This is a genomic window from Streptomyces rubrogriseus (assembly GCF_027947575.1).
GTDB lineage: Bacteria > Actinomycetota > Actinomycetes > Streptomycetales > Streptomycetaceae > Streptomyces > Streptomyces rubrogriseus.
The window spans coordinates 1,854,003-1,867,141 of record NZ_CP116256.1 but is presented as its reverse complement, the minus strand read 5'-3'; the positions used below and the strand labels follow the sequence as shown (position 1 = coordinate 1,867,141).

Here is a 13,139-nt window from a genome sequence, read left to right as displayed (position 1 = left end):
TCCCCACCGAGCGGTGGGGACACCCTCCTGCGTTCGGCCGCCGCCGTCAGACCTGCGCCGGCTCCGGCTCGTCCGACGCCGCCGGCTGCGGCGGCACGTCGCCGCCGCCCTTCTTCGCGGCCCGCTTCTTCGCCCGGCGCTCCTTGCGGAGCTCCAGCATCGCGTAGAGCGTCGGGACCAGGAGCAGGGTCAGCAGCGTCGACGTGATCAGACCGCCGATCACCACCACCGCGAGCGGCTGGGCGATGAAGCCGCCCTCGCCGGTGACGCCCAGCGCCATCGGGAGCAGCGCGAAGATCGTCGCCAGGGCCGTCATCAGGATGGGCCGCAGACGGTGGCGGCCGCCCTCGATCACCGCTTCGACGACTCCGTAGCCCTGCTTGCGGTACTGGTTGATCAGGTCGATCAGCACGATGGCGTTGGTGACCACGATGCCGATCAGCATCAGCATGCCGATCATCGCCGGAACGCCCATCGGGGTGCCCGTGGCGATCAGCAGGCCGATCGCGCCGGTCGCCGCGAACGGGATGGACACCAGCAGGATCAGCGGCTGGGCCAGCGACCGGAAGGTGCCCACCAGCAGCATGAAGACGATCGCGATCGCCGCGAGCATGGCCAGGCCCAGGTTGACGAAGGCCTCGTCCTGGTCCGCGGTGACGCCGCCGATCTCGGCGGTGGCGCCGGCCGGCAGGTCCAGGCCGTCGATCTTCGACTGGAGGTCCGCACCGACCGCGCCGGTGTTGTCGCCGGTCGGCTTGGCGGTGATGGTCGCCGCGCGCTGGCCGTCGATGCGGGTCATCGAGACCGGGCCGTCCACCAGCTGCACGGTGGCGATGTCGCCGAGCTTGGCCGCGCCCAGGTTCAGCGCCTTCAGCTCGGCCATCGTCCGGGCGGGCTGCGCCGACTTGATGACGACGTCGCGCTCGGTGTCGTCCAGGGTCGCCTTGGCCGCCGGGGTGCCGCGCACCGCCTGGGCGACGGCCGCGCCGAGCGTCTGGTCGGTGAACCCGGCCTCGGCGGCCTTCGCGTTGGCCTTCACGGAGATGCGCGGGACGCTCTGCGCCAGGTCGCTGGTGACGTCGGTGACGTCGTCGAGCCCGGCGACGGTCTTGCGGACCTGCTCGGCGGCGTCGCGGAGCACCTGCGCGTCGGCCGCCTTGACGACGACGCTCAGGTCCTGGCTGCCGAAGCCGTCACCGGCGGCGATGGTGGTGGTGCCGATGCCCTCGCCGAGCTTGCCCAGCCCGTCCTCGATGTGGTCCTGGACGTCGTCGGCGTTCGCCGAGTCCTCCAGCATCAGCTGGTACGAGGCCTGGTTGGTGTCCGTGCCGCCGCCGAAGGCGGCCATGAACCCGGACGAACCGATGGTGACCTGGTAGTCCTTGACGCCCTCGGTGTCGCCGAGCAGCTTCTCGACCTTCTTCACCTGCTCGTCGGTCGCGCCGAGGCTGGTGCCGGGCTTCAGCTCCTGCTTGACGCTGAGGACCTCCTGCTCGCCCTGGTCGAAGAAGTTGGTCTTCAGCAGCGGCGCCATGCCGAAGGTACCGACCAGCACGACGATCGCGATGGCCACGCTGGTCAGCCGGCGGCGGGTGGCGAAGCGCAGGACGGGGACGTAGAAGCGCTGGAGGCGGCTCTTGGCCTCCTTCTCCTCGGCCAGCCTGCGGGCCTCGGCCGCGTCCTGAGGCGTGCCCTTCGGGGGCCGCAGGAACCAGTACGACAGCACCGGAACGACCGTCAGCGACACCAGCAGGGAGGCCAGCAGCGCCGCGGTGACGGTGAGGCTGAAGGAGCCGAACAGCTCGCCGACCATGCCGCCGACCAGACCGATCGGCAGGAACACGGCGACCGTGGTGAGGGTGGACGAGGTGACCGCCCCGGCGACCTCGCGGACGGCGTTCAGGATGGCGTCCTTGCGCTCCTCGCCGTAGCCGAGGTGCCGCTTGATGTTCTCCAGGACCACGATCGAGTCGTCGACGACGCGGCCGATGGCGATGGTCAGCGCGCCCAGCGTCAGCATGTTGAGCGACAGGTCGCGCGTCCACAGGACGATCAGCGCCAGCACCACCGACAGCGGGATGGAGACCGCGGTGACCAGGGTGGAGCGGATCGACGCCAGGAAGACCAGGATGACCAGGACGGCGAAGAGCAGACCGAGCCCGCCCTCCGTGGTCAGGCCGGAGATGGCCTTGGAGACGGCCGGGCCCTGGTCGCTGACGACGGTGAGGGTCGCGCCGGAACCGAGCTGCTCGCGCAGGTCGGGGAGCTTGTCCTCGACGGCGTTCGAGATGGAGACCGCGCTGCCGTCGTGGTCCATCGTCACGGCGACCGCGAGGGACGGCTTGCCGTTGGTTCGGGTGAGGGAGTCGGCCTTGGCCTCCTCCTCCTTGACGGTGGCGACGTCGCCGAGGCGGACCGGCTCGTCGACGCCCTCACCGGTGACCATGAGGTCCTGGATCTGCTCGACCGAGGTGAAGCCGCCGCCGACCTGGACGGTGCGGTTGGCGCCCGCCTCGTCGAAGGAACCGGCCGGGACGGTCGCGCCGCCCGCCTGGAGGGACTGGGCGAGCGCCTGCGGGCTCACCTTGGCCGCGGCCAGCTTCGCCGGGTCCGGCGTGACGGTGACCTGGACGTCGCGGACGCCGTCGACCACGACCTGGGCGACGCCGTCGATGTCCTTCAGCTCGGAGACGACCGTCTTGTCGAGCTGGTCGGCCAGCGCCTGCTGGTCCTTGTCCGAGGTCACGGCGAGAACGACGGTCGGGATGTCGTCCGTCGAGCCGGAGATGACCTGCGGGTCCACGTCGTCCGGGAGCTGGGCGCGGGCCCGGTTCACGGCCTGCTGGACGTCGGCGACGAGCTGCTGGTTGTCCGGGCCGTAGTCGAAGGACGCCATGATGACGGCGTTGCCCTCACTGGCCGTGGAGGTGACGCCCGAGATCCCGTCGACGGCCTCGAGGCTGTCCTCGATCGGCTCGACGACCTGCTTCTCGACCACGTCCGGCGAGGCGCCCTGGTACGGAGCCAGCACGGACACCATGGGCAGTTCGATGGTGGGCAGCAGCTGCTGCTTGAGCTGGGGGATGGCGATCGCGCCGAAGACGAGCGCGACGATCGACATCAGGCCTATCAGGGCCCGTTGCGCGAGGCTGAATCTCGACAGCCAGGACATGGGTCAGGGTCTCTCTTCTGTGGCCGAGCGGGGGACGGGGCACATGGCAGCGCCGGTCGCGGGCACACAGCTGAGCGCCCACCCCAACACCCTGGGCCATGGGCGGCCCGGTATCCCTAGGCCCCAGGTCCATTTCCTTATCCCGCGCCTACTCCCTCCGCAGTACACGCGGGTAGAGGTCACTCCACCCTTGGACGGACCAGCCCGGATTCGTAGGCGATGACGACCAGCTGGGCCCGGTCGCGGGCGCCCAGCTTGGCCATGGCCCGGTTGACGTGGGTCTTCACGGTGAGCGGGCTGACCTCGAGGCGCTCGGCGATCTCGTCGTTGGAGTGCCCGCCGGCCACCTGGACCAGGACCTCGCGCTCGCGCACGGTCAGCGACTCGAGGCGCTCGGCCCGGGCCGGGTCTCGGTCCTCGTCGGCGGTGTCCTGCTGGGCGAGGAAGCGGGCGATCAGCCCCTTGGTGGCGGTCGGCGACAGCAGCGCCTCGCCCCCGGCCGCGACCCGGATCGCGCTGAGCAGTTCCTCGGGCTCCGAGCCCTTGCCGAGGAATCCGGAGGCCCCGGCCCGCAGCGACTGCACCACGTAGTCGTCGACCTCGAAGGTGGTCAGTATGACCACGCGGACGTGGGCGAGGGACGGGTCGGCGCTGATCATGCGGGTGGCGGCGAGACCGTCCGTGCCGGGCATCCGGATGTCCATCAACACCACGTCGGCCCGCTGCTCGGCGGCCAGCCGGGCCGCCTCCGCGCCGTCGGACGCCTCCCCCACCACCTCCATGTCGGGCTCGGAGTCGACCAGCACCCGGAAGGCGCTGCGCAGCAGCGCCTGGTCGTCGGCGAGCAGGACACGGATCGTCATACGGGGTCCCCCGTGGCTTCGGTGGCTTGGGTGGCTCAGGTGGCGGCGTCGGTGCGGCTCTTGACCGGAAGGATCGCATGCACGCGGAAACCGCCGCCGTAGCGGGGACCGGTGGTGAGGGTGCCGCGCACGGCGGTGACGCGCTCGCGCATGCCGAGCAGCCCGTGTCCCCCGCCCTCGGTGGTGCCCTCGGGGACCTCGCCGTCGGCGGTGCCGTCGTCGAGGACGGTCACCTCGATGTCCGGCCCGACCCGCACGACGCTGACCTCGGCCTTCGCCTGCCGTCCCGCGTGCTTCTGCACGTTGGTCAGCGCCTCCTGGATGATGCGGTAGGCGGCCAGGTCGACGGCGGCCGGCAGCTCGGTGCCCTGGTCGGTGCGGGCCACCTCGACCCGCAGGCCGGCGTGGTGGAAGGTGCCGACGAGTTCGTCGAGGCGGGCGAGGCCCGGGGCGGGCTCGGTCGGTGCCTCCGGGTCGCCCGACTGGCGGAGCAGGCCGACGGTGGCCCGCAGCTCGTCCAGGGCGGAGCGGCTGGCCTCCCGTACGTGGGCGAGCGCCTCCTTGGCCTGGTCGGGCCGCTTGTCCATGACGTGCGAGGCGACCCCGGCCTGCACGTTGACCAGGGCGATGTGGTGGGCGACCACGTCGTGCAGGTCGCGGGCGATGCGCAGCCGTTCCTCGGCGACGCGGCGGCGGGCCTCCTCCTCCCGGGTGCGCTCGGCCTTCTCCGCCCGGTCCCGGATGGCCTGCACGAAGGCGCGGCGGCTGCGGACGGCGTCCCCGGCGGTGGCGCCGATGCCGGTCCAGGCGAAGACGGCGAGGTTCTCCTGCGCGTACCAGGGCAGCGGGCCGGCCAGCATGGCGGCGCCGGTGAGCACGGTCATGGTGAGCAGGCCGACCCGCCAGGTGGTGGGCCGGTCGGTGGAGGCGGCGACGGTGTACAGGGCGATGACGGCCGACATGACCACCGGGGCGCGCGGGTCGCCGGTGACGCTCTCGACGACGGAGACGCAGCCCGTGACGACGAGGACCGCCATCGGCTGGCGGCGCCGGAAGGCGAGCGCGGCGGCGCCGGCGGTCATCAGGGCGAGGCTGAGCGCGTCGGGGGTGCGCAGCCCCCAGCTGACGCCCTCCGGACCGTGCGGGTCCACGAAGGAGCCGGCGACCATGCAGACCAGGACGACCACCGCGAGGACGGTGTCCATGGCGGAGGGGTGGGCGCCGAAGACGCAACGGGCTCTCGCGAGTGTGCTCACGGTTTTTCACGGTAGCCGGAGTGGGGGTGTCTTGTGACCGGGCCCGCGTTCAGTGGGCGTCGGCCGGGGGCTGCGCCCCCGGACCCCCGCTTCGGCCCTGAACGGGCCTCGTCCTCAAACTCCCCCAGAGGGGGCACCCCCACGGGCTGAACGCGGTCGCCCGCGTTCGTCACGCACCGCCCGGAATGAGGCCGTCGTCGCTCAGGAGCTCCTGGACCTCCTCCAGGGTGGCGTCCGGGGACGGGAGGATGAGGTCGGACGGCTCCAGGGTGTCGTCCGGGAGGGGCTCGCCCAGTTCGCGGACCTTGGCCAGGAGGGCCTGGAGGGTCGCGCGGAAGCCTGGGCCGTCGCCGTTCTCCATCTCGGCCAGGAGTTCGTCGTCCAGCTTGTTCAGCTCGCCGAGCCGGCCGTCGGCCAGCGTCAGCTGTCCCTCCCCCATGATCCGTACGATCATGTCGGCCCTCCTAGCCGTGGGCTACTGCTTGTCGAAGCGCGGGGTGTCCTGCGGCTGCTGCTGGGACTGCGACGCGGACTGGCCCTGTCCCTGGCCGCCCTCGATGGCCTGGCGGTCGGAGGTGGAGCCCCCGGCCAGCTCGGCCTTCATCCGCTGCAGTTCCAGCTCTACATCCGTACCACCGGAGAGCCGGTCCAGCTCGGCCTGGATGTCGTCCTTGTGCATGCCGGACTGGTCGTCGAGGGCGCCGGAGGCGAGCAGCTCGTCGATGGCGCCGGCCCGGGCCTGGAGCTGGGCGGTCTTGTCCTCGGCCCGCTGGATGGCCAGGCCGACGTCGCCCATCTCCTCGGAGATGCCGGAGAACGCCTCGCCGATGCGGGTCTGCGCCTGGGCCGCCGTGTAGGTGGCCTTGATGGTCTCCTTCTTCGTGCGGAAGGCGTCCACCTTGGCCTGGAGGCGCTGGGCCGCAAGGGTGAGCTTCTCCTCCTCGCCCTGGAGGGTCGCGTGCTGCGTCTCCAGGTCGGTGACCTGCTGCTGGAGCGCGGCGCGCCGGGAGAGCGCCTCGCGGGCCAGATCCTCGCGGCCCAGCGCCAGCGCCTTGCGGCCCTGGTCCTCCAGCTTGCCCGACTGGGACTGGAGCTGGTTGAGCTGCAGCTCCAGCCGCTTGCGGCTGGTCGCCACGTCGGCGACGCCGCGGCGCACCTTCTGCAGCAGCTCCAGCTGTTTCTGGTACGAGTAATCGAGGGTTTCGCGCGGGTCCTCGGCCCGGTCAAGGGCCTTGTTGGCCTTCGCGCGGAAGATCATCCCCATACGCTTCATGACACCGCTCATGGGCTTCGCGCGCCCCCTTCTGACCGACTCCAGCTCCAGCGACTGCAACAGAACCCACAGTACGGGCCCTGCATCCATTACCGCACTGTTCGGGGACGGATGCGCTCATCCCCAAGGACGACTGCGTACGTTCCCCGTCCGGCGCAGGGAGTAGGTGCTCCCCGGGTTGTCCGGAAAATCCCGGTGTCCGGGGCTGTACGCGGCATCCGCTCCGTACATCCGCTCTGTCCCCATACAGACGACCGGCGTTGCCGGATCGTTCCCCACCGGACTGGGGCCCACACCCCCGCACCACGTACCCTTGGGTTTTGTGTTCCGTAGCCGTGCCAAGGATGAGAAGGCCCAGAGCGCCGTCAGCGCGCAGGTGACCGACTCCAATCAGCCCCGTGACCCGCAGGCCCCGAAGGGCAGGCCCACGCCCAAGCGCAGTGTGGCCCAGTCCCAGCGCCGCAGCGTCGCCAATACGCCGATGACCCGCAAGGACGCCGCCAAGCGGCAGCGCGAGGAGCGGCGGACCGCGATGGCCCGGCAGCGCGAGGCGCTGGCCAAGGGCGACGAGCGGTACCTGCCGGCCCGCGACAAGGGCCCGGTCCGCAAGTTCGCGCGCGACTTCGTCGACTCGCGGTTCAACATCGCGGAGTACTTCCTGCCGATGGCCGTGATCATCCTCGTGCTGAGCATGATCCGGGTGGCGTCGCTGCAGAACGTCGCGCTGCTGCTGTGGCTGGTCGTGATCGTGCTGATCGTGCTGGACTCGATCGTCACCGGCTTCCGGCTGAAGAAGCGGCTCGCGGAGCGCTTCCCGGACGAGCGCCGCCGCGGTGCGGTCGCGTACGCGCTGATGCGCTCGCTCCAGATGCGCCGGCTGCGGCTGCCCAAGCCGCAGGTCAAGCGTGGGGAGCGGCCCTGAGCACGACGCCGTTCACCGAGGGCGCGGCCGAGGCCTGGACGGCGGGACTGTCCGGGCTTCGCAACGTCGTACGGCAGGAGCTGGTGGCCCGGCAGCTGGACGAGCAGATAGCCGGGCGTTTCGCCGTGGGGCGGCGGCTGCGCGTGCTCGACGTCGGAATGGGCCAGGGCACCCAGGCGCTGCGGCTGGCACGGGCCGGGCACCAGGTGACCGGCGTGGAGCGGGACGCGACGATGATCGCCGCCGCGCGTGACGCCCTGGCCGGCCAGCCCGAGGGCATCCGGGAGCGGATGCGGATCGTCGAGGGCGACGGCCGGGACACCGGTGTGCACTTCCTGCCGGGCAGCTTCGACGTGGTGCTGTGCCACGGCGTGCTCATGTACGTCGAGGAGCCCGACCCGCTGCTGGCGGGGCTGGCCAGGATGCTCGCGCCCGGCGGTCTGCTGTCGCTCGTGGTGCGCAACGGCGACGCGCTCGCGCTCCGCCCCGGCCTGCACGGCGACTGGCCGGGGGCGCTGGCCGCCTTCGACACCACGAGCTACCGCAACCGCCTGGGCCTCGACGTCCGCGCGGACCGGCTGGCGACGCTGACGGCGAAGCTCGCGGGCATCGGCGCGCCGCTGCACACCTGGTACGGCGTGCGGGTCTTCACGGACACGGCGCCCGACGGTGCCGCACCCCCCGCGGACCTCGAAGCCCTGCTGGCCGCCGAGGAGCGGGCCGGCCGGACGGACCCGTACCGCTCGGTCGCGGCGCTGCTGCACCTGTGCGGGGTGCGCGGCTAGCTCCTGCCCCACCGGCCCGGTACCGCCACCGGCCCGGCCCCGGCGCCCGTTCGGGTGTGCACCGGGCGCCGGGCGCCGGGGACGCGGTGAGACTCGGCCCATGGACACTTCCCGCACCCGTCTGCGTCGTCTGCTCGCTCCGGTGGCCGTACCGGCCTGCGTCCTGTTGCTGGCGACCGGCTGTTCCGACGCCGGTGCGGGGACCGACCGGGGTTCGGGGAGCGCACGGGAGGGCGACACGGCGCAGGCCGCGGCGCCGCGCGCGGCCAGTGAGCTGGAGGCCGACTACGAGCGGGTGATCAAGGACGTACTGCCGTCGGTCGTACAGATCCAGGCGGGCGACTCCCTGGGGTCGGGGGTCGTGTACGACGACAAGGGACACGTCGTCACCAACGCGCACGTCGTCGGGGACGCGAAGTCCTTCCGGGTGACGACGGCCCGCACCGAGGGCGCCCTGACCGCGAAGCTGGTCTCCTCCTACCCGGAGCAGGACCTGGCGGTCATCAAGCTCGACAAGGTGCCCGAGGGCATGAAGGCGGCCCGGTTCGCGGACTCCGCGAAGGTCGAGGTGGGGCAGATCGTGCTGGCGATGGGCTCGCCGCTCGGCCTGTCCTCCAGCGTGACGCAGGGCATCGTGTCGGCGACCGGGCGCACCGTGACGGAGGGCAGCAGCGGCGGCGGCACGGGCGCGACCATCGCCAACATGGTGCAGACGTCGGCGGCCATCAACCCGGGCAACAGCGGGGGCGCGCTGGTGAACCTGGACGGGCAGGTGATCGGCATCCCGACGCTGGCGGCGACCGATCCGGGCCTCGGCGACAGCGCGGCGCCCGGCATCGGGTTCGCGATCCCGGCGTCGATGGTGACGACGGTGGCCGGGCAGATCGTCAGGGACGGCAAGGTCACCGACTCGGGCCGGGCCGCGCTGGGCATCACCGCCCGCACGGTCGTGGACGACAGCTACCGCCCGGCCGGGGTGGCCGTCGTGGAGGTGAGCGACGGCGGGGCCGCCGACGACGCCGGTCTGCGTCCCGGGGACGTCCTCGTGAAGCTCGGCGACACGGACATCACCACCATCACCTCGCTGTCCGAGGCGCTGGCGTCGATGCGGCCGGGCGACCGGACGAAGGTGACGTACACCCGGGACGGCAAGGAGCACACGGCCGAGGTGACGCTCGGCGAGCAGTGACGGGGGCGGGGCCGCCCCCGCCCCCGGGCCTCAGGCCTCGGTCCCCGCCTCGGCCTCGGCATCGGCCTCCGCCTCCTCGGCGTGCAGGCTCATCGGGCCGTAGATCTCGGTGGAGTCCTCGAAGAGCCGCACCTGGTCGGTGCCGCCCTCCCGGAGGTCCTTCCACTGCTCCCCGATCCAGGACTCGGCGTCCCCTTGCGTGGTGAACTCCTCGGGCTGCACCGCGGGCTGGACCTCCGTCCCGTCGGCCGTCTCGAACCGCCACGTCCATGCCGCCATGTACGCCTCCAAGATGTGAGCACATGCAGAGCGGAAGCCGGATCTTGATCCGCCCTCCGCCCGCAGCCTATGCGCTGAACCGGGCGCACCGTAGAAGGCCAGGGGAGAAGGCCCCGCAGGGGGACCCCCGGGGGGCGGGAACGGTCGCGGCACCCGCCCCCCGGGGGACTCGGGCGCGCATGTCGCCGGGTGACCGGCGAAAATCGGTGCGTGGACGTGACTCTGCTCGGCACCGGTGCCCCCGCGGGACTCCCCCGCCCCGACTGTCCCTGCGCGGCCTGTGCCGCGGCGCAGGGCGAGGACGCGCGTGCGGCGACCGCGCTGCTGGTGGACGGCGCGCTGCTGCTCGACCTGACGCCCGGCGCCGCGTTCGCCGCCGCCAGGGCCGGGCACTCCCTGTCCGGCGTACGGCAGGTGCTGCTCTCCCACCCTCACGACGGCCCCGCCGTGGAGGTGCCGGCCGGGCTGCCGCAGCCGGGCCGGGTGCCGGACGGCCGGGAGCTGGCGCTGCTGACCGGGCACCGGGTGCGGGCGGTGGCGCTGGACGCGCCGGGGACGGGTTACGCCGTGACGGGACCCGACGGTCGGCGGCTCCTCTACGTGCCGCCGGGCGGCGCCCCGGCGGGCCTGGAGGAGCCCGCCGAGCCGTACGACCTGGTCCTCGCGGACGTCGTGGGGCGGCCGGACGCGCTGGCGCGGCTGCGGGCGGTGGGCGCGGCGGGCCCGACGACGGACGTCGTCGCCGTCCACCTGGACCACGACGTGCCGCCGGGCCGGGAGCTGGCGCGGCGGCTCGCGGCGGCGGGCGCACGGGCGGTGCCGGACGGCACGACGCTGACGGTGGGCTCGTACGAGGACGTGCCCGACGTCCCGCGGCGCACCCTGGTCCTGGGCGGTGCCCGGTCGGGCAAGTCGGTGGAGGCGGAACGCCGCCTCGAACCCTTCCCCGACGTCCTCTACGTGGCCACCGGCGGCTCCCGCAACGGCGACACCGAATGGGCGGCCCGGGTCGGCGCGCACCGGGAACGCCGCCCCGGTTCGTGGCGGACCGCCGAGACCTGCGACCTGGTCCCCCTCCTGAAGGACGAGGGCCCGCCCCTCCTCGTCGACTGCCTGTCCCTGTGGCTGACGGACGCGATGGACGCGGTCGGCGCGTGGGACGACGAGGAGTGGGCCGACGGCGGCGAACGGGCGCTGCGGGACCGGGTGCGGGAACTGACCCGGGCGGTCCGCGACACCCGCCGCACGCTGGTGGCGGTGTCGAACGAGGTCGGTTCGGGCATCGTCCCGGCCACGGCGTCCGGCCGCCGCTACCGCGACGAACTCGGCCGCCTGAACGCGGCGTTCGCGGCCGAGTGCGAGCAGGTGCTGCTGGTGGTGGCGGGCCAGGCGCTGGTGCTACGGGGCTGAGCCGTCCTTGCGCGCGACGACCCGGTGCCCCCTGGCGCCCGTGAGGACCGTGCAGCCCTGGGCCACGAGTTCGGCGCCCAGTCCGACCGGGTGGACGGGCAGCAGGCGACGCGGGTCGGCCACGTCGACGAGCAGATGCCCGCCGGGCCGCAGCACCCGCAGCGCGCCTCGCAGCTCCGCCCGCGGGTCCACCACCCGCTCCAGGTACTGGAAGAGGCTCACGACGTCGTAGCGCGCCCGCAGCCGGGCCGCGATGTGCGGATCCGTCAGCCGCCCGACGAACGCCTCCTCGACCCGCTCGACGGCGCGGGCCCGCAGCACGCGGTGGGTGGCGTCCAGGCCGTCGAACGCGGTGTACGGGAAGTGCGTGCGGGCGGTCCGGGGGAAGTCGGCGTCGCCGGTGCCGACGTCCAGCCAGCTCTCGGGCTCGGGACAGTGGCGGTACAGCGCCCGGGCGGCCAGCCGGTGTCTGAACCGGACTCCGGCCCGGACCAGAAGATGCTCCGGACCGGGGGTGAGCGGCGGGTTCCGGAAGACGTGGCGGCAGTCCGCGCACCGCTCGACCGGAGACCGGTGGGGTGCCCCCTGCCGCGGCCCGTCACCGCGCAGCCGGGCCCGCAGCCGCCGCGAGCCGCACCAGGGGCAGTCCTCGCGGTACGGCCCGTACGGGGGGACGGGAGGCACCGAGGGGGCGGAGGTTCCGGACACGAGCGGCTCCCGACACGAGACGTACGCGGGCACGTAAGACATTCCAGGCAAAACGTTACGTAGGTGAGCGCGATCCGGGGCGCAACGACGCCGCCCGGACGTGCCGCCCACGGGCCCTCCTTCGCGTTCGACCGGGGCCGGTACTGTTCGGCGAATGAGCTCGCTGAATCTCGACGACTTCACCGACCTGATCGAGCGCCCCGACGGCGGGGTACGTCGCGACGCGGAGGCGCGCCGGGAGCGTCAGGTCGTCCCGCCCGGATCACTGGGCCGCCTCGACGACCTGGGCGAGTGGCTGTCGGCGGCCCAGTCCGCCGTACCGGTACGCCCCGTCGTACGCCCCCGGGTGGTGCTCTTCGCCGGCGACCACAAGGTCGCCGAGCTGGGCGTGTCGGCGCGGCCCGCGGGCGGTGCCGGTGAACTGGTGCGCGCGGTACTGGAGGGCGGCCGGCCGGTGTCGGTGCTCGCCAGGCGCCTGGACGTACCGGTGCGCGTCGTCGACATGGCCCTGGACTGCGACCCGGAGACGTTGCCGGCCGAGGTGGCGGGACACCGGGTGCGGCGCGGCGGCGGCCGCATCGACATCGAGGACGCGCTGACCCCCGAGGAGGCGGAGGCCTCCTTCCGCGCCGGGATGGCGGTGGCCGACGAGGAGGCCGACTCGGGCACCGACCTGGTGGTGCTGGGTGACGTGAGCGTGGGCGGTACGACGGCGGCGGGGACGCTGGTGGCCGCGCTGTGCGGGACGGACGCGTCGGTCGTCACCGGCCGGGGCGGGCTGCCGATCGACGACCTGGCCTGGATGCGCAAGTGCGCGGCGATCCGCGACGCGCTGCGCCGCGCGCGCCCCGTCCTCGGCGACCAGCTGCAACTCCTCGCCACGGTCGGCGGCGCGGACCTCACCGCCATGACGGGCTTCCTGCTGCAGAGCGCGGTGCGGAAGGTGCCGGTGATCCTGGACGGCGTCGTGACGGCCGCGTGCGCGCTGGTCGGGCAGCGGGTGGCGTTCCGGGCGCCGGACTGGTGGCTGGCCGCGCACGACAGCGGGGAGCCGGGCCAGGCGAAGGCGCTGGACCGGATGGCCATGGAGCCGCTGCTGACCCAGGGCGTACAGGTGGGCGAGGGCGCGGGCGGACTGCTGGCGCTGCCCCTGGTCCAGGCGGCGGCGTCCTTGGCAGCGGAGCTGCCGGAGATCTCCGACGGCAAGGCCGTGCCCGGGGACGAGTGAACGCGGTTCAGTGGACCGGGCTGGCTTGGTCCTCCGGGGTGGGTGCGGGCGCGG

Annotated in this window: 12 protein-coding genes; 5 read left to right on the top strand and 7 right to left on the bottom strand. The window is 73.1% G+C overall.

The genetic code is table 11. The features are described from left to right. Window positions 1–46 precede the first annotated feature (46 nt). From Sru02f_RS08130 to Sru02f_RS08110, 5 genes are all read right to left on the bottom strand, one after another. Entirely contained in the window at window positions 47–3,172 is a 3,126-nt protein-coding gene (locus tag Sru02f_RS08130; RefSeq protein ID WP_109031774.1) for an efflux RND transporter permease subunit, read from the bottom strand. Window positions 3,173–3,351: 179 nt separating this feature from the next. Further along, a complete protein-coding gene (locus Sru02f_RS08125; RefSeq protein WP_087809777.1) occupies window positions 3,352–4,035 on the bottom strand; it encodes a response regulator in 684 nt (227 codons plus the stop codon). 35 nt (window positions 4,036–4,070) lie between these two features. Beyond that, on the bottom strand, window positions 4,071–5,291 hold the full coding sequence (locus Sru02f_RS08120; protein ID WP_109031773.1) for a sensor histidine kinase: 1,221 nt from the start codon (window positions 5,289–5,291) through the stop codon (window positions 4,071–4,073). A 169-nt stretch (window positions 5,292–5,460) separates the two neighbouring features. Beyond that, window positions 5,461–5,745 (bottom strand): PspA-associated protein PspAA, encoded by a 285-nt coding sequence (gene pspAA, locus Sru02f_RS08115; RefSeq protein WP_003976649.1) that lies wholly within the window; start codon window positions 5,743–5,745, stop codon window positions 5,461–5,463. Window positions 5,746–5,766: 21 nt separating this feature from the next. Continuing rightward, entirely contained in the window at window positions 5,767–6,564 is a 798-nt protein-coding gene (locus Sru02f_RS08110; protein ID WP_275413688.1) for a PspA/IM30 family protein, read from the bottom strand. Between the two features lie 244 nt (window positions 6,565–6,808). On the opposite strand from Sru02f_RS08110, the gene Sru02f_RS08105 reads away from it, so the two are divergent. From Sru02f_RS08105 to Sru02f_RS08095, 3 genes are all read left to right on the top strand, one after another. After that, a complete protein-coding gene (locus tag Sru02f_RS08105; RefSeq protein WP_164272160.1) occupies window positions 6,809–7,486 on the top strand; it encodes a DUF3043 domain-containing protein in 678 nt (225 codons plus the stop codon). An 83-nt stretch (window positions 7,487–7,569) separates the two neighbouring features. Then, the gene (locus tag Sru02f_RS08100; RefSeq protein ID WP_109031770.1) at window positions 7,570–8,271 is read left to right on the top strand and encodes a class I SAM-dependent methyltransferase; all 702 of its coding nucleotides are present in this window, start codon (window positions 7,570–7,572) and stop codon (window positions 8,269–8,271) included. A gap of 100 nt (window positions 8,272–8,371) precedes the next feature. Continuing rightward, window positions 8,372–9,460, top strand: a complete 1,089-nt coding sequence (locus Sru02f_RS08095) for a S1C family serine protease (protein WP_109031769.1) — start codon at window positions 8,372–8,374, stop codon at window positions 9,458–9,460. A gap of 30 nt (window positions 9,461–9,490) precedes the next feature. On the opposite strand, the gene Sru02f_RS08090 is transcribed toward Sru02f_RS08095, so the two are convergent. Beyond that, on the bottom strand, window positions 9,491–9,739 hold the full coding sequence (locus Sru02f_RS08090; RefSeq protein WP_109032093.1) for a hypothetical protein: 249 nt from the start codon (window positions 9,737–9,739) through the stop codon (window positions 9,491–9,493). A gap of 210 nt (window positions 9,740–9,949) precedes the next feature. Between Sru02f_RS08090 and Sru02f_RS08085 the strand changes: the two genes are divergently transcribed. Further along, a complete protein-coding gene (locus Sru02f_RS08085; protein WP_109031768.1) occupies window positions 9,950–11,149 on the top strand; it encodes a bifunctional adenosylcobinamide kinase/adenosylcobinamide-phosphate guanylyltransferase in 1,200 nt (399 codons plus the stop codon). Here Sru02f_RS08085 and Sru02f_RS08080 read toward each other — a convergent pair. Further along, window positions 11,138–11,899, bottom strand: a complete 762-nt coding sequence (locus Sru02f_RS08080) for a class I SAM-dependent methyltransferase (protein WP_164272402.1) — start codon at window positions 11,897–11,899, stop codon at window positions 11,138–11,140. The two genes, Sru02f_RS08085 and Sru02f_RS08080, sit on opposite strands and share 12 nt — an antisense overlap. A 112-nt stretch (window positions 11,900–12,011) precedes the next feature. On the opposite strand from Sru02f_RS08080, the gene cobT reads away from it, so the two are divergent. Further along, window positions 12,012–13,085, top strand: a complete 1,074-nt coding sequence (gene cobT, locus Sru02f_RS08075; protein WP_109031766.1) for a nicotinate-nucleotide--dimethylbenzimidazole phosphoribosyltransferase — start codon at window positions 12,012–12,014, stop codon at window positions 13,083–13,085. Window positions 13,086–13,139: the final 54 nt, after the last annotated feature.